This window comes from Streptomyces sp. NPDC030893, from assembly GCF_055571535.1.
This window is the reverse complement of sequence record NZ_JBVIFC010000007.1, coordinates 155,115-176,666: the sequence shown is the minus strand read 5'-3', so window position 1 is coordinate 176,666 and position 21,552 is coordinate 155,115. Positions and strand designations below refer to the sequence as shown.

Below are 21,552 nucleotides of genomic sequence, written 5' to 3'. Positions count from 1 at the left end.
ACCACGTTATGGAGGTGGTTGCTGGGGTACACGTGTCACGTGTGCGTGATCCCCGCGTGTGCGCGGACGGCCGTCCGAGGCGGCAGTTGCCCCCTGGGCAGGCGACAACTCGCCCCAGATGGCACAATCTGTGCATGGAACACGACGGCCAACTCCAGCTCTATGCGGCGGTCGCGGTCCAGCTCAAAGAAGCGCACGCAAGGGTGCGCGCACTGCAAGTCCCGGAGGGCGTACGGATGGCGCTGACCCGGAAGCTGCTGGTCATTACGGCCGCGGCCAAGCACGATCTCGCCGGTGCGGCAAGGCGTCTGGAGCGGTTCATCGCGGACCTCGACGCGGGTCGATTCCCCGAAGAGGAACGCTGAACCAGTCGAGACAGTCGAGTTCGTTGCGGCACAAGGGTGATTAGCCCGTTTCGTGTTTGATTTGCGGTATATATCTGCCTAACGTGCGAAAAAGCTTGAACACATTCGTTCTGGCGATGTCTCCGAAGGGGAAGACGTGAACAAGGCGCAGCTCGTAGAAGCGATTGCCGACAAGGTGGGCGGCCGCCAGCAGGCCGCCGACGCCGTCGACCACGTACTGGACGCCATCGTCCGCGCGGTGGTCGCGGGGGAGCGGGTCTCGGTCACCGGCTTCGGTTCGTTCGAGAAGGTCGACCGCCCGGCCCGCTACGCCCGCAACCCCCAGACGGGCGAGCGGGTTCGGGTCAAGAAGACCTCCGTTCCGCGGTTCCGCGCGGGCCAGGGCTTCAAGGACCTGGTGAGCGGTTCGAAGAAGCTGCCGCGCGGCGGTGAGGTCTCGGTCAAGAAGGCCCCCAAGGGCAGCCTGACCGGCGGCGCTTCGGCGACCGTGAAGAAGGCCGCGGCCAAGAAGACCACGGCCAAGAAGGCCGCCGGCGCGAAGAAGACGACCGCCAAGAAGACGACCGCGAAGAAGGCCCCCGCCAAGACGACGGCCAAGACCACGGCGAAGAAGGCGCCCGCCAAGACCGCGGCGACCGCGAAGAGCACCGCCGCGAAGAAGACGGCCGCCAAGAGCGCCCCGGCGAAGAAGGCGACGGCCAAGAAGGCCCCCGCCAAGAAGTCGACCGCGCGCAAGACCACCGCCAAGAAGACCACCGCACGCAAGAAGTAACGGCCTCCCCCGCCCCTTCGGGCACGTCGGGCGAGCGGTTCTCACGCGCCGGGCCGGACTCCCTCGAGGAGTCCGGCCCGCGGTCTGTCCGAGCGCCCGCGGCCGTCCGCCCGGGAGGTCCGCAGGCCGTCCCTCCGGGAGGTCGGCAGGAGGTCCGCAGGCCGTCCGTCCGCGCAGGACGGCGTCCTGCGTTCAGAACGTCTGGAGCGTCACCAGTGTGATCCGCCGGGCCTCGCCCTCGCCCTCGGTCTCGATCCGCACCCGTTGCCCGGGCCGCAGCAGCCGCAGACCCCCCGCGTCGAACGCGGGAGCGTCGAAGGGCACCGGGGTGCCGTCGTCCAGGAGCACCTGCCCGCTGCGGCTGCCGGGGTCGTAGGTGTACGCGGTGGCCTGCATGGCGGCAGCCTACTGCTCCGCCGTCAGCAACCGCGCGGTGACCGCGGCCGTGCGGGGGCCCACCCCCAGCGCCAGCGCCGCCCGCAGATCGTCCCCGGTGTCCACGTCCTGCCGTACGGAATCCACCGAATCCGGACGGAGTTCCACCGCTCCGGACGACCGGTGCCGGGCCCGGGAGGCGGGGCCGAAGAGCGGACGCAATTCCCGGCCCCGGCCCGCGGCCAGCAATGTCGTACCGAATGCGGCGGCATCGGCGAGAAAAGCGCGCGGAAATGCGGCCGCCGCGTCCAGAACGCGGGCCAGTTCCCAAGGGCGAAGGGCCGGCAGATCGGCGTTGAGGGCCGCTACGGAGGCCGAACGCCGTGCCGAGACCACCGCCGCCGCTCCGTGCGCGATGGCCGCGTTCAGGCCGTCGCGCGGCTCGTCGGGGACGACCGCGGCCCCCAGCGCGGCCAGCTCACGGGCGGCCAGGGCGTCGTCGGTGACGACCACCACATCCCGCACTGCCGGGCAGTCGAGCGCCGCCGCCACCGTGTCCTGGGCGAAGGCCAGTGCCAGGCCCGGGCGCAGGCCGTCGTCCGCGGTGTCCGAGAGCCTGCTCTTGGCCCGCTCCAGCGGCTTCAGGGGTACCACCAAGCTCCACTGCACGAGTGTTACGTCCCTCTCTTGTCGCGGTCATTCTCACCCGGAGCACCGGGAGGTAAGAGGAGCGGGGCGTACGGTGTTCTCGACAGACCGGCGGGCCGGGGCGACACTTGTGCGGCTCGCCCGGCCTCCGGGCCGGGCCCCGGGCCCGTCATTCGGAAGAGGAAGGTGTACTCGTGCCGCGCCGCAGAATCGGCTTCTGGTACCGCTTCGCCGCGGTGATCTGCAAACCGCCGCTGGTGGTTCTGCTCAAGCGGGACTGGCGCGGAATGGAGAACATTCCGGCGGAGGGTGGATTTATCACCGCGGTGAACCACAATTCGCACATCGATCCCTTCGCCTACGCGCACTTTCAGTACAACACCGGACGCGTTCCGCGATTCCTGGCGAAGAGCGGCCTTTTCAACAAGGGATTCATCGGCGCCGCGATGCGCGGCACCGGACAGATCCCCGTCTACCGCGAGAGCTCCGACGCGCTCAGCGCCTTCCGCGCCGCGATCGACGCCGTGGAGCGCGGCGAATGCGTCGCCTTCTACCCGGAGGGCACCCTCACCCGCGACCCGGACGGCTGGCCCATGACGGGCAAGACCGGTGCCGCGCGCGTCGCGCTGCAGACCAAGTGCCCGGTGATCCCGGTCGCCCAGTGGGGCGCCAACGAGTTGCTGCCGCCGTACGCCAAGAAGCCCAGCCTGCTGCCGCGCAAGACCAGCAGGGTGCTGGCCGGGCCGCCGGTGGACCTCGACCGCTTCTACGACCGGGAGATGACCCCGGAACTGCTCAAGGAGGCGACCGAGGCCATCATGGCGGCCGTCACCGGTCAGCTCGAGCAGCTCCGCGGCGAGAGGGCACCCGAGACGCCGTACGACCCGCGCCGGGAGCGGATCGAACAGCGTCGCAGGACACACACGCAGACGCGGCAGGAGCGGACGCGCGGCGGCAGGCCCACCGCGCGGGAAGAGGGGCTGGGCACGTGAGCAAGCCGGTCAAGGCGGCCGTCTTCGGCACCGGATCGTGGGGGACCGCCTTCGGCATGGTCCTGGCCGACGCGGGCTGCGACGTCGTGCTGTGGGGGCGGCGCCCCGAACTCGCCGAAGCGGTCAACTCCACCCGCACCAACCCCGACTACCTGCCGGGCGTCGAGCTCCCGGAGAACCTGCGGGCCACCGCGGACGCCGCCGAGGCCGCGCGGGGCGCCGACTTCACCGTCCTCGCGGTCCCCTCGCAGACCCTGCGCGGCAACCTCGCCGACTGGACACCACTGCTCGCCCCCGGCACGGTCCTGGTCTCGCTGATGAAGGGCGTCGAACTCGGCTCGGCGATGCGGATGAGCGAGGTGATCGACGACGTCGCCAAGGTCGGCGCCGAACGCATCGCCGTGGTCACCGGGCCCAACCTGGCCCGCGAGATCGCCGCCCGCATGCCGGCCGCCTCCGTGGTCGCCTGCACCGACGAGGCCGTCGCCCGGCGGCTCCAGACCGCCTGCCACACCCCGTACTTCCGGCCGTACACCAACACCGACGTCATCGGCTGCGAGCTGGGCGGCGCGGTGAAGAACGTGATCGGCCTCGCCGTCGGCATCGCGGACGGCATGGGGCTCGGCGACAACACCAAGGGCTCGCTCATCACGCGCGGCCTCGCCGAGACCACCCGGCTCGGTGTCGCGCTCGGCGCCGACCCGCTGACCTTCTCCGGACTCGCGGGCCTGGGCGACCTGGTGGCCACCTGCTCCTCGCCGCTGTCCCGCAACCACACCTTCGGCACCAACCTCGGCAAGGGGCTGACGCTGCAGGAGACCATCGCGGTCACCAAGCAGACCGCCGAGGGCGTCAAGTCCTGTGAGTCGGTGCTGGATCTGGCCCGCCGGCACGGCGTCGACATGCCGCTCACCGAGACGGTCGTCTCCATCGTGCACGAGGGCAAGCCCCCGGTGGTCGCCCTCAAGGAGCTCATGTCGCGCAGCGCGAAGCCCGAACGACGCTGAGCGACAGCCCCCTCCGTTCGGCTCACGCGCGGCGTTGCGGGCGCTGACTCCCGGCTCCGCCAGCGGGTACTCTCAACGCGATATGAGCACCGAGAACCTCCCCCAGAGCCCCGAGCCGCAGCCCTCCCGCAAGCCGCGGGTGGCCGTCGTGTTCGGCGGGCGCAGCTCCGAACACGGGATCTCCGTGGTCACCGCCGGCGCCGTCCTCAAGGCCATCGACCGGACCACGTACGACGTCCTGCCGATCGGCATCACCCAGGACGGCCGCTGGGCGCTCACCGCCGACGAGCCGGAACGCATGGCGATCACCGACCGCCGTACGCCCAGCGTGGACCAGCTCGCCGAGTCCGCGGAAGGCGCCGTGGTGCTCCCCGTCGACCCCGCCGACCGCGAGGTCGTCTACAGCGAGCCGGGCTCGGTGCCCAAGGCCCTGGGCGAGGTCGACGTGGTCTTCCCGGTGCTGCACGGCCCCTACGGCGAGGACGGCACCCTCCAGGGGCTCCTGGAGCTCTCCGGCGTCCCGTACGTGGGCTCGGGCGTGCTCGCCTCGGCCGTCGGCCAGGACAAGGAGTACATGAAGCGGGTGTTCACCTCCTTCGGGCTCAAGGTGGGCCCGTACCTGGTGATCCGGCCGCGCGAGTGGGAGCGGGACGAGTCCGCCGCCCGCAAGAGGATCATCGGCTTCGCCGGGGACCACGGCTGGCCGCTGTTCGTGAAGCCCGCCCGCGCGGGTTCGTCCATCGGCATCACCAAGGTCGACGACCTCTCCGGCCTGGACGACGCGATCGCCGAGGCCCGGCGCCACGACCCGAAGATCCTGGTCGAGGCGGCGCTGCGCGGCCGGGAGATCGAGTGCGGCGTGCTGGAGTTCGAGGACGGCCCGCGCGCCTCGGTGCCCGCCGAGATCCCGCCGCCCGACGCGCACGCGTACTACGACTTCGAGGCCAAGTACATCGACTCCACCCCCGGCATCGTGCCCGCGCCGCTCACCGCCGAGGAGACGGCCGAGGTGCGCCGGCTCGCGGTCGAGGCGTTCGACGCGGCGTCCTGCGAGGGGCTGGTCCGCGCGGACTTCTTCCTCACCGACGACGGCGAGTTCGTGATCAACGAGATCAACACCATGCCCGGCTTCACCCCCATCTCGATGTACCCGCAGATGTGGCAGGCCACCGGCGTGAGCTACCCCGAGCTGGTGGACCGGCTCGTGCAGGCGGCGCTGCGCAGGTCGACCGGGCTGCGCTGAGCGGCGGACGCACGCTTCAGGAGGCGATCCCCTCGGGGATCGCCTTCTTGACGGCCGGGGCGAGGTCGATCAGCACGCCCGTGCTGTCCCGTCCGTCGGTCACCCGCACCTCCACGTACGCCTCGCGGTTGGCGGTGGTGAAGCGGTGCGTACCGCCGTCCTGCTTCTCCATGAGCCAGTCCACCCCGTCGACCCCGCCGGGCACGGCGTCGGCGTCGCCGCCGTTGGCCACCTCGGGGTCGGTCATCTTCGGGGGCCGTTCGACGCCGCACCGCAGTATGATCGCCACGCCGCCCCAGCCCGCGGTCAGTTCGGACGCGGGTTCGGGATCGTCGCGACTCTCACCGTCCACCTTCGCCGGCAGGACATCGTCCAGGTCCTGACACAGTTCGGTGGTCTTCGCGTCCGGGCTGGGAACCGCCGCGGACGCGCTGCCGTCTGCCGGGGAACAGCCCGCGACGGCGGTGATCAGCACCGCGAGCGCGGGCAGTACGGTGCGCCGGTGAGGGAAGGAGTTCACCGGCACAGGGTAGACGGGGGCTACAGATGGACGACCGGGCAGGTCAGGGTGCGGGTGATGCCGTCCACTTGCTGGACCTTGGCGACCACCATGCGGCCCAGGTCGTCGACGGTGTCGGCCTGGGCGCGCACGATCACGTCGTACGGTCCGGTCACGTCCTCGGCCTGGATGACTCCAGGGATCTTGCCGATCAGATCGGCGACGGTCGACGCTTTGCCGACCTCCGTCTGGATCAGGATGTACGCCTGTACCACGGAACCTCCAGGGCGGCCACGAGGATCATGTGGGGAAAAGGAACGCCACGGTATCGCGTCGCCGCTCCCCGCGGGGAGACCTGCGGGAACCGGGCCGTGCGCGCCGGGGTACAGGCACGAGAGAAGTTGACGGTCATATCGACCGTAGCGAGGACCTCCGGGACTCGCGACCGGGCACGGACAGGGACAGAAGGGGCGCAAGGGAAATGAAGGGCACTGTTGGTGAGCTCGGGGAGTTCGGGCTCATCAGGGAGCTCACCTCCCGTCTCACCACCACCCCGGCGGTCCGGGTCGGCCCCGGCGACGACGCCGCGGTGGTCTCCGCGCCCGACCGCAGGGTCGTGGCCAGTACCGACATCCTGCTGGAGGGCCGGCACTTCCGGCGCGACTGGTCCACGGCCTACGACGTCGGCCGCAAGGCCGCCGCGCAGAACCTGGCCGACATCGCCGCCATGGGCGCCGTGCCGACCGCGCTGCTGCTCGGCCTCGTCGTCCCGGCGGAACTGCCGGTGACCTGGCCCAGCGAGCTGATGGACGGCCTGCGCGACGAGTGCCAGGTGGCCGGCGCCGCGGTCGTCGGCGGTGATGTCGTACGCGGGGACACGATCATGGTGTCGATCACCGCGCTCGGTGATCTGCGCAACCAGGAGCCCGTCACCCGGGGCGGAGCGCAGCCCGGTGACCTCGTCGCGGTGACCGGCTGGCTGGGCTGGTCCGCGGCCGGACACGCGGTGCTCTCGCGCGGGTTCCGCTCGCCGCGCGCCTTCGTCGAGGCGCACCGGCGACCCGAGCCGCCGTACCACGCGGGACCGGCCGCCGCCGGTCTCGGCGCCACCGCGATGTGCGACGTGAGCGACGGGCTCATCGCCGACCTCGGGCACATCGCCGAGGCCAGCAAGGTACGCATCGACATCCGCTCCGGCGCCATCGACATCCCCTCGCAGATGAACGACATCGGCCAGGCCGTCGGCGTCGACCCGATGCAGTGGGTGCTGACCGGGGGAGAGGACCACGCGATCGTGGCGACCTTCCCGCCGGACGTGAAGCTGCCCGCCCGCTGGAAGGTGATCGGCGAGGTGCTCAACCCCTCGGCGCTGCCCCAGGTGACGGTCGACGGGGCGCCCTGGACCAGCCAGGGCGGCTGGGACCACTTCGGGGACATCGAGTCGTGAGCGGCCGCACCGCCCCGCCCAGGGTCCTCACCGTCGCCGGCTCCGACTCCGGCGGCGGGGCCGGCATCCAGGCCGACCTGAAGACGATGCTCGCGCTCGGCGTGCATGGCATGAGCGTGCTCACCGCGGTGACCGCGCAGAACTCCCTGGGCGTGCAGGGCGCCTGGGAACTGCCGGTGGAGGCGGTGCGGGCGCAGTACCGCAGCGTCGTCGACGACATCGGTGTGCAGGCCCTCAAGACCGGCATGCTGTCCTCCGCCGAACTCGTCGAGACGGTGGCCGACTTGATCGCCGGCACCGACGCGCCGGCGGTGGTCGACCCGGTGGGGGTCTCCAAGCACGGGGACTCCCTGCTCGCCTCCTCCGCGCTGGACTCCGTACGGACCAGGCTGCTCCCGGTGGCGACCGTGGCCACCCCGAACCTGGACGAGGTGGCGCAGCTCACGGGCGTACGGGTCGCCTCGGAGCGTGATCTGCGCGGGGCGGCGGAGGCGGTGCTCGCGTTCGGGCCGCGCTGGGTGCTGATCAAGGGCGGCCATCTGTCCGGCGACGCGGTGGACCTGCTCACCGACGGTGCCGAGGAACACTGGCTGCGGGCCCCGCGGCACGACAACCGCCACACCCACGGGACGGGCTGCACACTGGCGTCGGCGATCGCGTCGGAACTGGCCAAGGGCCACCCGGTCCCGGAGGCGGCGAAGACGGCGAAAACCTACGTCACCGGCGCGATAGCCGCCGGCTTCCCCCTGGGCAAGGGCATAGGCCCGGTGCACCACGCCTGGAACCTGTAACCGATCCGCGGGCAGGTGTGCCGCCTTTCCGCGGGCGGTCGTGCCTCCCCCAGAGGGGGTACCCCCAGGGCGGCACGGGTGGGCGCGACGGCACCCCGCAAGCGCCGGGCTGCGCAACCACCCCGGCCCACACCAACGCCGGACCGCGGCACAGCAAAAAGCCGGCCCACCAAGGTGGACCGGCCGTTGCGGCGAAACCAGCCAGGGCCGCGCGCTCAGCGAATGCGTCAGCGCGAGACCTTGCCGGCCTTGATGCACGAGGTGCAGGCGTTCACGCGCTTCGGCGTCCCGCCGACCACGGTACGCACACGCTGGATGTTCGGGTTCCAGCGGCGGGACGTACGGCGGTGCGAGTGCGAGATGTTGTTGCCGAAGCCCGGCCCCTTGCCGCAGACGTCGCAGTTGGCAGCCACGGGTCACTCCAAAGACTTCAGATGCACTTACGGTTGATCCCGGCATGCCGGGATCAAGATCGAGGACTCCAGGAGCCCTGTGGATCTGAGTGGCGTTGCCAGGGGAGAGGCCCGATCGGATCGGGCAACCGGAGCAGCATACAACGGCTGCACCCGTAGAACGAAACTACCACGGCAGCTCAGGGCCCTGCCTGTGGCCCTCTTCCGGTGGGCAGGGGCCCAAGGTCTACGCTGCGTGCCACGGCCGGCAGCTCAGGGAGGCGCAGGTGGCGCAGGTGCCGCAGACATTCTTCGATGCTCTCGCGGTGCGTGCCTGGTGCGGTCTCGCGCTCGACGCCCTGGGGCGGGCCCGGGAGGAGATCGACGCGATCAACGTCTATCCCGTGGCGGACGGCGACACCGGAACGAATCTCTATCTGACCGTCGAGTCGGCCGCCGCCGCGGTGGAGGCGGTGTTCGAGGGCCATGAGGCGGGCGGGTCCGGGGGCCCGGGGCCGACCCTGGCCGAGGCGGTACGCGCGATGGCGCACGGAGCGCTGATCGGCGCCCGCGGGAACTCCGGGACGATCCTGGCGCAGCTGCTGCGCGGGATGGCCCAGGTACTGGCCGGTGACGAGGCCACGGGACAGGCCGACGGCCGGGGACTGCGCCGCGCCCTGCGGCAGGCGGCCGACTCCGCCCGCCAGGCGGTGGCGCACCCCGTCGAGGGCACCGTCCTCACCGTCGCCACGGCCGCCGCCGACGCCGCCGGCGGGGCGGAGGGCGACTGCGGGGCGGTGGCCCGGGCGGCCTACGAGGCGGCCCGCGCGGCGCTCGCCGAGACACCGGACCGGCTGGCCGTCCTCCGTCGCGCCGGGGTGGTGGACGCCGGCGGCAGGGGCCTGGTGGCGGTGCTCGCGGCACTGGTGGCGACGTTCACCGGGGAGACCCCGCGCGACCCGCACGCCCGCGCGGAAGCCCGCGACGCCGCCCACCGGGACGCGGAGGGGTGCACGGACGGGTGCACCGACGGCCCCGCCGCATCCGGGCCCGGTGGGCCCGCCTTCGAGGTCATCTACCTGCTGGAGGCCGAGGACGCGGCCGTCGCGCGGCTGCGGGAGCGGCTCGACGGGCTGGGCGACTCGCTCGTCGTGGTCGGCGGGGACGGGCTGTGGAACGTCCATGTCCACGTCGACGACGCGGGCGCCGCGGTGGAAGCCGGGGTCGAGGCCGGGCGGCCGTACCGGATCCGGATCACCCACTTCGGCGCCGGGGACGGCCACGCGGCAGCCGTCGAGCGGGCACAGGGGGAGCGTGCCCAGCGGGCCGTCGTCGCCGTGGTGCCCGGGGAGGGCCTGGCCGGGCTGTACGGCGAGGCCGGCGCGACCACCGTGCTCGCCCGCCCGGGGGAGCCGCCCGCGAGCGGCGAACTCGTCCAGGCGGTACGGCGTGCGCACGCGCGTGAGGTGGTGCTGCTGCCCAACGACGCGGACCTGCGCCACACCGCCGCCGCGGCGGCCGAGCAGGTCCGGGCCGAGGGGATCAGGGTGGCCCTCATCCCGACCCGCTCCGCGGTGCAGGGCATCGCCGCGCTCGCCGTGCACGAGCCGGGGCGGCGCTTCGACGAGGACGTGGTGTCGATGACCTCGGCGGCCGGCGCGACCCGCTACGCGGAGGTCACCGTCGCCGAACACCAGTCCTGGACCATGGCGGGCATCTGCCAGGCGGGGGACGTCCTCGGCCTGGTCGACGGCGACGTCGCCGTCATCGGACAGGACGTCACGGCCGTCGCCGAGGCCGTCCTCGACCGCATGCTCGCGGGCGGCGGAGAACTGGTCACCCTGGTCCTCGGCGACGACGCCCCCGGGTCCGTCGCCGCCCGTCTGGAGTCCCGGGTCCGCGAGGGCTACCTGGCCGTCGACACGGTGACCTACCACGGCGGCAGACAGGGCGCCGTCCTCCTCATCGGCGTCGAGTGACCCCGCCCCCCACATCCACTCCCGAGCCGGCCCCTCCGTCGCGCACCCGCCCGCGACCCGTCCCCGCGCGCGGCAGCCGACGGCCGCCGTCCCCACACGTGGGCCGTGCGCTTCGGCGCTGTTCACGACGCCCGCCCGTACGGGGTCGTCCCGCTCGCGGCCGTACGCGTGGGTTCCGACGTACGGACGACAGCAGGCGTCCGGTGGACGTACTCGCGGACGTCCACCGGTGACCCGACCGTGGGTGTGGCCCGGGGCCGCTTCCCCCGCGCGAGGGCGTGAGCCCCACCCAAGGGCACGTACCGCCGGTGGTCGGCCGTACACCCTCACCGTGACCGGCGCCCTGCCGCCCCGGGCGAGGTGTCCGTCGAGATCCGCCGGGGAAGCCGGGCCACCCGGACGACACGGGCCTCCTCGCACGGTTTCCGCGCGGTCCCCTGGACGGCGATCGCCGGGGTGTTCGGCCGAAACCGGGTCCCGCGGGCCACGCGCTGTCAGTGTCGTGGTGTCCAATGGATCTCGTGCCCGCACTGGAAGAACCACTGAAGAAGGTGCTCGGCCCCGCCACCGCGAAGGTGATGGCCGAGCATCTCGGCCTGCACACCGTCGGCGACCTCCTCCACCACTACCCCCGACGGTACGAGGAGCGCGGCCGGCTCACCCACCTCGCCGACCTCCCCATGGACGAGCACGTCACCGTGGTCGCGCAGGTCGCCGACGCCCGGCTGCACACCTTCGCCTCCGCCAAGGCCCCGCGCGGCAAGGGCCAGCGGCTGGAAGTGACGATCACGGACGGCAGCGGCCGGCTGCAACTGGTCTTCTTCGGCGCAGGTGTCCACAAACCGCACAAGGAACTCCTGCCGGGCACCCGCGCGATGTTCGCCGGCAAGGTCTCCGTCTTCAACCGTCGTCTCCAACTCGCCCACCCCGCCTACGAGCTGCTGCGCGGTGACACCGAGGAGACGGTCGAGACCTGGGCCGGGGCCCTCATCCCGATCTACCCCGCCACCGCCAAGATGGAGTCCTGGAAGATCGGCAAGGCGCTCCAGACGGTCCTGCCCAGCGCCCAGGAGGCGCTCGACCCGCTCCCGGACTCCCTGCGTGCCGGCCGTGGCTTGGTCCCGCTCCCCGAGGCCCTGCTGAAGATCCACCGTCCGCACACCCAGGCGGACATCGCCGACGCCCGCGCGCGGCTCAAGTGGGACGAGGCCTTCGTCCTCCAGACCGCCCTCGCCCGCCGCCGGCACGCCGACGCGCAGTTGCCCGCCGTCGCCCGCCGCCCGAAGCCCGACGGCCTCCTCGCCGCCTTCGACGCCCGCCTCCCCTTCACCCTCACCGAGGGCCAGCGGAAGGTCTCCGAGGAGATCTTCACCGACCTCGCCACCGAGCACCCCATGCACCGCCTGCTCCAGGGCGAGGTCGGCAGCGGGAAGACCATGGTCGCCCTGCGCGCCATGCTCGCCGTCGTCGACGCGGGCGGGCAGGCGGCGATGCTCGCGCCGACCGAGGTGCTCGCCCAGCAGCACCACCGCTCGGTCACCGAGATGATGGGCGAGCTCGCCGAGGGCGGGATGCTCGGGGGAGCGGACGACGCCACCAAGGTGGTGCTGCTCACCGGATCCATGGGCGCGGCGGCCCGCCGTCAGGCCCTGCTCGACCTGGTCACCGGCGAGGCCGGCATCGTCATCGGCACGCACGCGCTGATCGAGGACAAGGTGCAGTTCCACGACCTGGGCCTGGTAGTCGTCGACGAACAGCACCGCTTCGGTGTGGAGCAGCGCGACGCCCTGCGCGGCAAGGGCAGACAGCCCCCGCACCTGCTGGTGATGACCGCCACGCCCATTCCGCGCACGGTCGCGATGACGGTCTTCGGCGACCTGGAGACCTCCGTCCTCGACCAGCTCCCCGCAGGCCGCTCGCCGATCGCCAGCCATGTCGTCCCGGCCGCCGACAAGCCGCACTTCCTCGCCCGCGCCTGGGAGCGGGTCCGCGAGGAGGTCGCGAACGGTCACCAGGCGTACGTGGTCTGCCCGCGCATCGGCGACGAGGAGGACGACCCGAAGAAGGCCGGCCGGAAGAAGTCCCCCGAGGACGAGGCCGAGAAGCGGCCCCCGCTCGCCGTCCTGGACATCGCGGAGCAGCTCGCGAAGGGGCCCCTGCGAGGGCTCCGCGTCGAGGTCCTGCACGGGCGCATGCAGCCCGACGACAAGGACGCCGTCATGCGCCGCTTCGCCGCCGGCGACGCGGACGTCCTGGTCGCCACGACCGTCATCGAGGTCGGGGTCAACGTGCCGAACGCCACCGCGATGGTGATCATGGACGCCGACCGTTTCGGCGTCTCGCAACTCCACCAGCTGCGCGGCCGCGTCGGCCGCGGCTCGGCCCCCGGCCTGTGTCTGCTGGTCACCGAGATGCCCGAGGCGAGCCCGGCCCGGCAGCGGCTGAACGCCGTCGCCGCCACCCTCGACGGCTTCGAACTCTCCCGTATCGACCTGGAACAGCGCCGCGAGGGTGACGTCCTGGGCCAGGCCCAGTCCGGCACCCGCTCCAGCCTGCGCATGCTCGCCGTCATCGACGACGAGGAGATCATCGCCGAGGCCCGGGAGGAGGCCACGAAGGTCGTCGCCGCCGACCCGGACCTGGACCGCCTGCCCGCCCTGCGCACGGCCCTGGACGCACTGCTGGACGAGGAGCGGGAGCAGTACCTGGAGAAGGGCTGACAGACTGGGAACGGCCACCGACCCGCACACACCGACAAGGACCGAGGACATGACTCGCGTGATCGCCGGCACGGCCGGCGGACGCCGCCTGGCCGTCCCGCCGGGGCAGGGGACCCGACCGACCTCCGACCGGGCGCGCGAAGGTCTCTTCTCCACCTGGCAGTCGCTGCTCGGCGGCCCGCTGGACGGCGAACGCGTCCTCGACCTGTACGCCGGTTCCGGCGCCGTCGGCCTGGAGGCCCTGTCCCGGGGCGCCGGACACGTCCTGCTCGTCGAGGCCGACGCCCGGGCCGTCCGCACGGTCCGGGAGAACGTGAAGTCGCTCCGGCTCCCCGGCGCCGAGGTCAGATCCGGCAAAGCGGAACAGATCATCCGCGCGGCACCCCCGCAGGAGCCGTACGGCATCGTCTTCCTCGACCCGCCCTACGCCGTCTCCGACGACGATCTTCGCGAGATCCTGCTCACACTCCGCTCGCAGGGGTGGCTCACCGAAGACGCGCTGGTCACCGTGGAGCGCAGCACCAGAGGCGGCGAATTCGCCTGGCCGCCCGGCTTCGAGGCGGTCCGGGCCAGGCGCTACGGCGAGGGAACGTTTTGGTACGGTCGCGCCGCCTCTACGTGCGAAGACGCACGATGACCGGACCGGAGAGCGAGGGATCAACAGTGCGCCGCGCCGTATGCCCCGGGTCGTTCGACCCGATCACCAACGGACACATCGACATCATCGCCCGGGCCTCCCGGCTGTACGACGAGGTCTACGTCGCGGTGATGATCAACCAGTCCAAGAAGGGCCTGTTCGAGATCGAGGAGCGGATCGACCTGATCCGCCGGGTCACCGCCGAGTACGGCAACGTCCGTGTCGAGGCCTTCCACGGCCTCCTCGTCGACTTCTGCAAGCAGCGCGAGATCCCCGCCATCGTCAAGGGCCTGCGCGCCGTCAGCGACTTCGACTACGAACTCCAGATGGCCCAGATGAACAACGGCCTCTCCGGAGTGGAGACCCTCTTCGTCCCCACCAACCCCACCTACAGCTTCCTGTCCTCCTCGCTGGTCAAGGAGGTCGCGGCCTGGGGCGGCGACGTCTCGCACCTGGTGCCGCCGGAGGTCCTGAGCGCCCTCGGCGAACGCCTGCGCAAGGACTGACCCGGCGTACGGCCGTCGTCGTGCGGGCGGCCGGTGTCCACCGGGCGCCCCAGGGCCGTACAGTCGTCCCGTCCGTCTCCAACACAGCTGTAGAGAGTGGCGAGCACAGGTGGACGTGCAGAAGAAGCTGGACGAGATCGTCGCCGCGGTCTCCGGCGCCCGGTCGATGCCCATGTCGGCCTCGTGCGTGGTCAACCGCGCCGAACTGCTCTCGATGCTCGACGAGGTGCGCGCGGCGCTGCCCGACTCCCTCGCCCAGGCACAGGAGTTGATCGGCGGCCGGGAGCAGATGGTCGAGCAGGCCCGCCAGGAGGCCGAGCGGATCATCGAGAGCGCCCACGCCCAGCGCGGCTCCCTGATCTCCGACACGGAGGTCGCCCGCCGCTCACAGACCGAGGCCGACCGGATCCTCACCGAGGCCCGCCAGGAGGCCGAGGAGATCCGCGCGGAGGCCGACGACTACGTCGACTCCAAGCTCGCCAACTTCGAGGTCGTCCTCACCAAGACCCTCGGCTCCGTCGGCCGCGGCCGCGAGAAGCTGCTCGGCACCGGCCCGGGACTCGACGAACAGGGCTACGAGGACGAGGACGCCCCCGAGCGCAGCCACGACCCCGAGACCCTGCGCCGGACCGCCGACGAGTACGTCGACGTCAAGCTCGGCGCCTTCGAGGCGGTCCTCGCCAAGACGCTGGAGGCGGTCGGCCGGGGCCGGCAGAAACTGCACGGCCGGATCGCCTCCGACGACCTCGGCGCCCTCGCCGACGACCTCACCTCCGTCCAGCACTCCAGCGACGCCGACTACCTCGCCGACCTCGCCTCGGTCGCCGACGGGAGCGTCGCCCCGCCCAAGCAGCCCGAGCACCGGCCGCGGCAGCCGGAGCCCCAGCCGCAGCCGTACGCCCAGCCGGAGCCCGCCTACGGCTATCAGCAGCAGCCGGACCCCTACGCCGGCTACCAGCAGCAGTACGGCGGCGGGCAGGACCCGTATGCCGCCGCCTCCGGCTACGCCCCGGCGGCGGGCGTCCCCGCCCAGCAGGCCGACCCGTACGCCGCCTACCAGGGCTACGACGCGCACACGCAGGCGTACGACCCGAACCAGGCCCAGCAGGCCCAGCAGGCCCAGCAGGTGCCGCAGGCCCAGCAGCCCCAGCAGGGGTACTCCCTGGACGAGACCAGCCTCTTCGACACCAGCATGATCACGCCGGAGCAGTTGCGCGCCTACGAGCGCGAGCGGGGCATGTAGGGGCGGATTGGGCCGAGAGCGAAAGGTCCAGTATCCTGGCTCATCGGTCGCGTGTGCGCTTGCGCTGTCCGCGTATACGTCCGCGATCCACGCTGCCCGGCACGTCCGTACGGCAGCGACCCCCCGAGCTCGAAGACCGAAAGCAGGAATGGCCCTGAACGCCCGCCTCGACCATCGCAATCCCCTCGTGTTCGACACGCACGAGCTGGGGCGGCGGCCCGGTGCGCTGCAGCGCCTGAACCGTACGGTCGACGCTCCCCGGGACCTCGGGATCAAAGGGGTCATCGGAGTGCCGGAAGGCGCCCCGGTGGAGCTCGAACTCCGGCTCGAGTCGGTCATGGAAGGTGTGCTCGTCACAGGCACCGCCCGTGCGAAGGCCGAGGGGGAGTGCGTAAGGTGTCTGGAGCCGCTGGAGCAGGAGCTCGCAGCGGACTTCCAGGAGCTGTTCTCGTACCCTGACGCCGACGACCGGGGCCGCGTGACCGCGGAACCGGGCGACGACGCCGAGGACGACGAGGACAGGCTCTTCCTCGAGGACGGCCTGTTCGACCTCGAGCCGGTGCTGCGCGATGCGGTGGTGCTCGCACTGCCGATGCAGCCGGTGTGCCAGGAAGACTGCCCGGGTCTGTGCTCCGAGTGCGGAGCGCGGCTGGCTGACGACCCGGACCACCACCACGATGCCGTCGACATCCGTTGGGCGGCTTTGCAGGGACTCGCCGACACCATGTCGGACGGCGAGAAGGACGAGATGAGCGGCGCCGAACCGGACGTCGACGAGAAGCAGGAGAAGTAGCCGTGGCTGTTCCGAAGCGGAAGATGTCGCGCAGCAACACGCGCCACCGCCGGTCGCAGTGGAAGGCTGCGGTCCCCACCCTGGTTGCGTGCGAGCGCTGCCACGAGCCCAAGCAGCAGCACATCGCGTGCCCGTCTTGCGGCACTTACAACAAGCGCCAGGTCCTCGAGGTCTGAGCGGCTGGTGAGAGGCACTGTGTCCACGCCGAAGAAAAACTCTGCGGACAACCAGGCCTCGTCCCACACGCTTCTGGAAGGGCGGCTCGGCTACCAGCTCGAGTCCGCCCTTCTGGTGCGAGCGCTGACCCACCGTTCCTACGCGTACGAGAACGGCGGCCTGCCGACGAACGAGCGACTGGAGTTCCTCGGGGACTCCGTGCTCGGCCTCGTCGTCACGGACACGCTGTACCGCACCCACCCCGATCTGCCCGAAGGCCAGCTGGCCAAGCTGCGGGCCGCGGTGGTCAACTCGCGGGCCCTGGCGGAAGTGGGCCGCGGGCTGGAACTGGGCTCCTTCATCCGGCTCGGCCGCGGTGAAGAGGGCACGGGAGGCCGGGACAAGGCATCCATCCTCGCCGACACCCTCGAAGCGGTGATCGGCGCCGTCTATCTCGACCAGGGCCTCGACGCGGCCTCCGAACTGGTGCACCGCCTGTTCGACCCGCTGATCGAGAAGTCCTCGAACCTCGGGGCCGGCCTGGACTGGAAGACCAGTCTCCAGGAGCTCACCGCGACCGAAGGACTCGGCGTCCCCGAGTACCTGGTCACGGAGACCGGCCCGGACCATGAGAAGACCTTCACTGCTGCCGCCCGCGTCGGAGGCGTCTCGTACGGCACCGGCACCGGCCGCAGCAAGAAGGAGGCGGAGCAGCAGGCCGCCGAATCCGCGTGGCGGGCCATCCGGGCCGCCGCGGACGAGCGCGCCAAAGCGGCGGCGGAAGCCGAGGAGGTCGTCAAGACCGCCGAAGCCGAAGCCTCCGGCACGAACGCCGACGCCCCGTCGGCCTCCGCCTGAAGCACAGCGCATCCAGAGCGCCCGCCCCGGCCCCGGGGCGGGCGCTCGGCGCGCTGAACCCGCTCAGCTCCGGCGACCGAGCCGGAGCGAGCCGACGACAGGCCCGCCCGGCACGAACCGCCGGAGGGCCCACCCCGGTCCACCGGTTCCTGGAGGGAGACCATGCCCGAACTGCCCGAGGTCGAGGTCGTACGGCGCGGACTCGAACGGTGGGTCGCCCACCGGACCGTCGCCGGCGCCGAGGTCCTGCACCCGCGGGCGGTACGCCGCCACCTCGCCGGCTCCGACGACTTCGCCCACCGGCTGGAGGGCCACCGCATCGGCGTCCCCAGCCGCCGCGGCAAGTACCTGTGGCTGCCCCTGGAGGACACCGGCCAGTCCGTCCTGGCCCACCTCGGCATGAGCGGCCAGCTCCTGGTCCAGCCGCACACCGCACCGGACGAGAAGCACCTGCGCGTCCGCGTCCGCTTCACCGACGCCCTGGACACCGAACTGCGCTTCGTCGACCAGCGCACCTTCGGCGGCCTGTCGCTGCACGACAACACCCCCGACGGACTGCCCGACGTCATCGCCCACATCGCCCGCGACCCCCTCGACCCGCTCTTCGACGACGAGGCCTTCCACCACGCGCTGCGCCGCAAGCGGACCACCATCAAACGGGCCCTGCTCGACCAGTCACTGATCAGCGGCGTCGGCAACATCTACGCCGACGAGGCGCTGTGGCGCGCCCGCATCCACTACGAACGCCCGACGGCCGGCTTCACCCGCCCCCGCACCCTGCTCCTCCTGGGCCATGTGCGGGACGTCATGAACGCGGCCCTCACCGCGGGCGGCACCAGCTTCGACAGCCTCTACGTCAACGTCAACGGGGAATCCGGCTACTTCGACCGTTCCCTGGACGCCTACGGCCGCGAAGGGCTGCCCTGCCGCCGCTGCGGTACGCCGATGCGCCGGCGGGCCTGGATGAACCGGTCCAGCTACTTCTGCCCGAGGTGTCAGCGGGCGCCGCGCGTCTCGTCGTAGCGCTCACGCGCCCGGAGCACGGCGTCCATGCTTCCCTCGACGTACCGGATGAGGGACAGCAGGCGCTCCGCCACCTCACGGCCCAGCGGCGTCAGCTCGTAGTCCACACGGGGCGGGTTGGTGGGCTGGGCCTCACGGTGCACCAGGCCGTCGCGCTCCAGCGCGTGCAGCGTCTGGGACAGCATCTTCTCGCTCACCCCGTCGACCCGGCGGCGCAGCTCGTTGAACCGCAGCGACCCCTCGAACAGCGCACCCAGCGTCAGCCCGCCCCACCGCCCGGTCACATGCTCCAGCGTGCCGCGCGAGGGACACGCCTTGGCGAACACGTCGAAGGGAAGCTCCCGCTCCCGCGGACGCGGCTCCGTGGTCGTCATACCCCCAGGCTACTTCAGAACACGCCAACCAGCAGGTTGCGCTAACCGACAGTGAGCGCGCCGGCCGCCCGTGCTCAGTAGCCGAAGTTCTGGGTCCACCACGGGCCGCCGGGGCCCATGTGGACTCCCACGCCCAGGGTCTTGAAGTCGCAGTTCAGTATGTTCGCCTTGTGGCCGGGGCTGTCCATCCAGGCCTGCATCACGGCCTCCGCGTCGGCCTGGCCCCGGGCGATGTTCTCGCCGCCCAGGCCGCTGACGCCGGCCGCCTTGGCCCTGTCCCACGGGGTGTCGCCGTCGGGGTCCGTGTGGTCGAAGAAGCCGCGCTCGGCCATGTCGTCGCTGAACGCCGTGGCCAGGTCGGTCAGCGCGCCGCTCGCGGTGACGGGGCTGCACCCGGCCTTGGCGCGCTCCGCGTTGACCAGCCGGAGGACCTCGGCGCCGGCGGCGGTCTCCGCCGAGACGGGACCCCGGTCGCCCTTCTCCTTCTCCTTCTCCGGCTCCGGCGCCGCCTCGCGGGCCGGCGGTTTCTCCGCGGTCTTCTCCGGGGCGGCCTCGGGCTGCTTCTCCTCCGGCTTCTCCTTCTCCGGCGCCTCGGTCGGCGAGGCGGCCGGAGCGGAGGGCGTCGCGGAGGGAGCGGGCGAGGCGGAGCGGTCGGAGTCCCGGCTCGCGGGGGCGCTCGCGTCCCGGCCGGGGGACTCCACGCTGCCGGACGTGCCGCCCTGCCCGGTGGGCAGGCTGGTCGCCAGGTCCCCGGCCTGCACTTCCTCGCCGGGGCTGCTGTCGCCGCCGAGCTTGTAGTTCTCCAGGCCCGGCACCGCGCCCGTGGCCACGGCGATCGTGCCGATGGCCATGGCGGCGGAGACGCCGAGCAGACCGGTGCGGACCGGGGTCGCGGCCTTCTTCTTGCGGCGGCGGCCGCTCGCGGACCGGCCGGCCTCGTCGGCGGTGAAGCCACCGGGGGAGGGGACGCCGTCGCGTCCGGCGAAGTCGTCGTGGGTGGCGTGGGTGGCCTGGGTGGCGTGGCCGCGGGGTGCGGGGAAACCGTCCCGTGCGGAGAAGTCCTCGCGTGCGGTGAAGCCGTCGTCGAAGTCGTCACCGGGGAAGGCGTGACCGGGCAGGTCCTGACCGCTCGAGAAGTCGCCGCCCGGGAAGCCGCCCCGGGAGAAGTCGGTGCCGGCGGAGTACGCGCCGCCGTCGTCCGTGGCGTAGAGGTACGCCTCGCTCCGCGCGTACGTCTCGGCGTAGGCCTCCGGGTTCAGATACGGCGCCGTGCCCATCGTGGGCGGGCCGCCGGCCCGGTCGCTCAGGGCCTCCGGGCCCGCGTCGTTGCGGCCGTCGTGGTGAGTGACCCCGGTGGCGCGGCCCGTGGCGGCGCGGCCGGCGGCGGAGCGTCGGTGGCGTCCCATGTCCCTGGCCTTCCTCGTCCTTGCGGTCGACTCGTCTTCGCGACCAGCCCCGAATTCGCGACCAGCCTGAAACTCGATGATCACAAAACTCACACCAACGAGTGAGTTTCATATGAGATTCATGGGTGGGGACGGTACCGCATGGCGCCAGGGGGCGGAGTGCCCGGTGTGACTTTGTCCGGTTAGGTTGCAGCCATGAGTGAGGATGTGCGACTGGTCGCCTGGGTGCGGGGGCGTGTCCAAGGTGTGGGTTTCCGCTGGTTCACCCGCGCCAAGGCCCTGGAGATCGGCGGCCTGAGTGGTTTTGCTCTCAATCTGGGCGACGGCAGGGTCCAAGTGGTGGCCGAAGGCTCCCGTGAACGGTGCGAGGGGCTGCTCGACTGGCTGCAGACCGGCGACACGCCCGGACGTGTGGACGGAGTCACCGAGATCTGGGACACACCGCGGGGCGGCTACGAGAGCTTCGCCATCCGCTGATCCGGCCCACCGGAACCGGGCCCGAGGGGGCCGACCGGTGCGTACGACGGGTCCTCGCCGGGGAAAACGTCCTGGTGACCGCGGAGAGCGGCTTGCCATGGCGGACGCCGGCCGCCAAGATGATCGCCACGCCCTCGAGGACCCGTGAGAGTCGCGACGCCGCCGCTTCCCGGCCGTACGCACCCGGTTGTCCGCCAATACGGGGCGTGATCGTGTTGACCCTCAAACTTTTTGGTGAGACGCTGAAAGCCCCGCGCACCTTAGCTGTTTGGCATGGCTGAACGGCAGCACAACTCCAGGCATGCCAAGCACCGCGGGTGCGAATCCCTCACGACCCACACCGCATCGGTCGGTCACTCATTGTGGAGGACCATCCATCATGGCAAAGGCGCTTCTCGGTTACGTCGGCGGCTCCGACCCTCGACTCCTCGCCGAGATGCGACGGCTCCAGCAGCGCGTACAGGACCTGGAATCCGAACTCGGAAGGATCCAGGCGGAGAACGACGCGCTGACGGCTGCCGCTTCTCACGACAGGATCATGGAGAGCGTTGACGCACACCAGGCGGAGCCTGCGCTCACCTGATCACTGCACCGCTCCACACACAGCACCAGCAGCGGTCGGGCCTGCCCGTCACCACCGCCAAGCAGTCGGAATGGCAAGGGACGCCCCGGCGTCCCTTCTTTCTTTCCAGCCTCCGCGTCCTCACCCCGGCGGCCCGCACCCCCGCGCACGGCGCCCAACACTCGTTGTTCCGCGCATCCTTTCACCCTCTTCAACGTTTGATGTGCCCTGCGCGTTCACCCGCGAAACCGGGCGTTCATGGAGTGAGACCCTGCCCGGCGGGTAAA

The 21,552-nt window shown here is 71.7% G+C and carries 25 protein-coding genes; 18 read left to right on the top strand and 7 right to left on the bottom strand.

What is annotated here, in order from left to right:
• Window positions 1–134 precede the first annotated feature (134 nt).
• Together ACZ434_RS16380 and ACZ434_RS16375 are read left to right on the top strand one after the other, a co-directional pair.
• Window positions 135–365, top strand: coding sequence for an SCO5555 family protein (locus ACZ434_RS16380; RefSeq protein ID WP_468456176.1), 231 nt, complete (start codon window positions 135–137; stop codon window positions 363–365).
• A 136-nt stretch (window positions 366–501) separates the two neighbouring features.
• Window positions 502–1,137 carry an HU family DNA-binding protein gene (locus ACZ434_RS16375; protein WP_468456174.1) on the top strand — a complete coding sequence of 212 codons (636 nt, stop codon included), beginning with the start codon at window positions 502–504 and terminating at the stop codon, window positions 1,135–1,137.
• 192 nt (window positions 1,138–1,329) lie between these two features.
• On the opposite strand, the gene ACZ434_RS16370 is transcribed toward ACZ434_RS16375, so the two are convergent.
• Entirely contained in the window at window positions 1,330–1,533 is a 204-nt protein-coding gene (locus ACZ434_RS16370; RefSeq protein WP_468456172.1) for a hypothetical protein, read from the bottom strand.
• A 9-nt stretch (window positions 1,534–1,542) separates the two neighbouring features.
• Entirely contained in the window at window positions 1,543–2,181 is a 639-nt protein-coding gene (gene cofC, locus ACZ434_RS16365) for a 2-phospho-L-lactate guanylyltransferase (protein WP_468456170.1), read from the bottom strand.
• A 173-nt stretch (window positions 2,182–2,354) separates the two neighbouring features.
• Between cofC and ACZ434_RS16360 the strand changes: the two genes are divergently transcribed.
• The 3 genes from ACZ434_RS16360 to ACZ434_RS16350 all read left to right on the top strand — a co-directional run bounded on the left by ACZ434_RS16360 (window position 2,355) and on the right by ACZ434_RS16350 (window position 5,402).
• Window positions 2,355–3,152, top strand: a complete 798-nt coding sequence (locus ACZ434_RS16360) for a lysophospholipid acyltransferase family protein (RefSeq protein WP_468456168.1) — start codon at window positions 2,355–2,357, stop codon at window positions 3,150–3,152.
• Entirely contained in the window at window positions 3,149–4,159 is a 1,011-nt protein-coding gene (locus ACZ434_RS16355) for an NAD(P)H-dependent glycerol-3-phosphate dehydrogenase (protein ID WP_468456166.1), read from the top strand. Before ACZ434_RS16360 ends, ACZ434_RS16355 begins: the two co-directional genes overlap by 4 nt.
• 82 nt (window positions 4,160–4,241) lie before the next feature.
• Window positions 4,242–5,402: a D-alanine--D-alanine ligase family protein gene (locus ACZ434_RS16350; protein WP_468456164.1), complete on the top strand. Its 1,161-nt coding sequence runs from the start codon at window positions 4,242–4,244 to the stop codon at window positions 5,400–5,402.
• 16 nt (window positions 5,403–5,418) lie between these two features.
• Here ACZ434_RS16350 and ACZ434_RS16345 read toward each other — a convergent pair whose 3' ends face one another.
• Together ACZ434_RS16345 and ACZ434_RS16340 are read right to left on the bottom strand one after the other, a co-directional pair.
• The gene (locus tag ACZ434_RS16345) at window positions 5,419–5,922 is read right to left on the bottom strand and encodes a DUF3515 domain-containing protein (RefSeq protein ID WP_468456162.1); all 504 of its coding nucleotides are present in this window, start codon (window positions 5,920–5,922) and stop codon (window positions 5,419–5,421) included.
• Window positions 5,923–5,942: 20 nt separating this feature from the next.
• Window positions 5,943–6,176, bottom strand: a complete 234-nt coding sequence (locus ACZ434_RS16340) for an Lrp/AsnC family transcriptional regulator (RefSeq protein ID WP_052579718.1) — start codon at window positions 6,174–6,176, stop codon at window positions 5,943–5,945.
• Between the two features lie 206 nt (window positions 6,177–6,382).
• On the opposite strand from ACZ434_RS16340, the gene ACZ434_RS16335 reads away from it, so the two are divergent.
• Window positions 6,383–7,348, top strand: coding sequence for a thiamine-phosphate kinase (locus tag ACZ434_RS16335; RefSeq protein ID WP_073936457.1), 966 nt, complete (start codon window positions 6,383–6,385; stop codon window positions 7,346–7,348).
• Entirely contained in the window at window positions 7,345–8,139 is a 795-nt protein-coding gene (thiD, locus tag ACZ434_RS16330; protein WP_468456159.1) for a bifunctional hydroxymethylpyrimidine kinase/phosphomethylpyrimidine kinase, read from the top strand. The genes ACZ434_RS16335 and thiD overlap by 4 nt, the downstream gene beginning before the upstream one ends.
• A gap of 227 nt (window positions 8,140–8,366) precedes the next feature.
• On the opposite strand, the gene rpmB is transcribed toward thiD, so the two are convergent.
• Window positions 8,367–8,552 carry a 50S ribosomal protein L28 gene (rpmB, locus tag ACZ434_RS16325; RefSeq protein ID WP_003993230.1) on the bottom strand — a complete coding sequence of 62 codons (186 nt, stop codon included), beginning with the start codon at window positions 8,550–8,552 and terminating at the stop codon, window positions 8,367–8,369.
• A 266-nt stretch (window positions 8,553–8,818) separates the two neighbouring features.
• On the opposite strand from rpmB, the gene ACZ434_RS16320 reads away from it, so the two are divergent.
• The 9 genes from ACZ434_RS16320 (at window position 8,819) to mutM (ending at window position 18,446) form a co-directional block, all read left to right on the top strand.
• Entirely contained in the window at window positions 8,819–10,510 is a 1,692-nt protein-coding gene (locus ACZ434_RS16320; protein ID WP_468456157.1) for a DAK2 domain-containing protein, read from the top strand.
• Window positions 10,511–11,022: 512 nt separating this feature from the next.
• The gene (recG, locus tag ACZ434_RS16315; RefSeq protein WP_468456156.1) at window positions 11,023–13,230 is read left to right on the top strand and encodes an ATP-dependent DNA helicase RecG; all 2,208 of its coding nucleotides are present in this window, start codon (window positions 11,023–11,025) and stop codon (window positions 13,228–13,230) included.
• A 49-nt stretch (window positions 13,231–13,279) separates the two neighbouring features.
• Window positions 13,280–13,867 (top strand): 16S rRNA (guanine(966)-N(2))-methyltransferase RsmD, encoded by a 588-nt coding sequence (gene rsmD, locus ACZ434_RS16310; protein WP_468456154.1) that lies wholly within the window; start codon window positions 13,280–13,282, stop codon window positions 13,865–13,867.
• A 26-nt stretch (window positions 13,868–13,893) separates the two neighbouring features.
• Entirely contained in the window at window positions 13,894–14,373 is a 480-nt protein-coding gene (gene coaD / locus ACZ434_RS16305; protein ID WP_468456399.1) for a pantetheine-phosphate adenylyltransferase, read from the top strand.
• A 109-nt stretch (window positions 14,374–14,482) separates the two neighbouring features.
• On the top strand, window positions 14,483–15,616 hold the full coding sequence (locus ACZ434_RS16300; RefSeq protein WP_468456152.1) for an ATP synthase F0 subunit B: 1,134 nt from the start codon (window positions 14,483–14,485) through the stop codon (window positions 15,614–15,616).
• Between the two features lie 148 nt (window positions 15,617–15,764).
• Complete coding sequence (locus tag ACZ434_RS16295) at window positions 15,765–16,409, top strand: YceD family protein (RefSeq protein WP_468456150.1); 645 nt, start codon at window positions 15,765–15,767, stop codon at window positions 16,407–16,409.
• 2 nt (window positions 16,410–16,411) lie between these two features.
• Window positions 16,412–16,585 carry a 50S ribosomal protein L32 gene (rpmF, locus tag ACZ434_RS16290; protein WP_003951102.1) on the top strand — a complete coding sequence of 58 codons (174 nt, stop codon included), beginning with the start codon at window positions 16,412–16,414 and terminating at the stop codon, window positions 16,583–16,585.
• Window positions 16,586–16,604: 19 nt separating this feature from the next.
• Entirely contained in the window at window positions 16,605–17,423 is an 819-nt protein-coding gene (rnc, locus tag ACZ434_RS16285; RefSeq protein WP_468456397.1) for a ribonuclease III, read from the top strand.
• Between the two features lie 162 nt (window positions 17,424–17,585).
• Window positions 17,586–18,446, top strand: coding sequence for a bifunctional DNA-formamidopyrimidine glycosylase/DNA-(apurinic or apyrimidinic site) lyase (mutM, locus tag ACZ434_RS16280; protein ID WP_468456148.1), 861 nt, complete (start codon window positions 17,586–17,588; stop codon window positions 18,444–18,446).
• Here the strand turns inward: mutM and ACZ434_RS16275 are convergent.
• Both ACZ434_RS16275 and ACZ434_RS16270 read right to left on the bottom strand, forming a co-directional pair.
• Window positions 18,419–18,820: a winged helix-turn-helix transcriptional regulator gene (locus tag ACZ434_RS16275; RefSeq protein WP_468456146.1), complete on the bottom strand. Its 402-nt coding sequence runs from the start codon at window positions 18,818–18,820 to the stop codon at window positions 18,419–18,421. The two genes, mutM and ACZ434_RS16275, sit on opposite strands and share 28 nt — an antisense overlap.
• Before the next feature lie 74 nt (window positions 18,821–18,894).
• On the bottom strand, window positions 18,895–20,226 hold the full coding sequence (locus ACZ434_RS16270) for a CAP domain-containing protein (RefSeq protein WP_468456144.1): 1,332 nt from the start codon (window positions 20,224–20,226) through the stop codon (window positions 18,895–18,897).
• Between the two features lie 195 nt (window positions 20,227–20,421).
• Here ACZ434_RS16270 and ACZ434_RS16265 point away from each other — a divergent pair, with 195 nt between their 5' ends.
• Together ACZ434_RS16265 and ACZ434_RS16260 are read left to right on the top strand one after the other, a co-directional pair.
• On the top strand, window positions 20,422–20,703 hold the full coding sequence (locus ACZ434_RS16265; protein ID WP_468456142.1) for an acylphosphatase: 282 nt from the start codon (window positions 20,422–20,424) through the stop codon (window positions 20,701–20,703).
• A 379-nt stretch (window positions 20,704–21,082) separates the two neighbouring features.
• Window positions 21,083–21,286 (top strand): hypothetical protein, encoded by a 204-nt coding sequence (locus ACZ434_RS16260; protein ID WP_184764132.1) that lies wholly within the window; start codon window positions 21,083–21,085, stop codon window positions 21,284–21,286.
• Window positions 21,287–21,552: the final 266 nt, after the last annotated feature.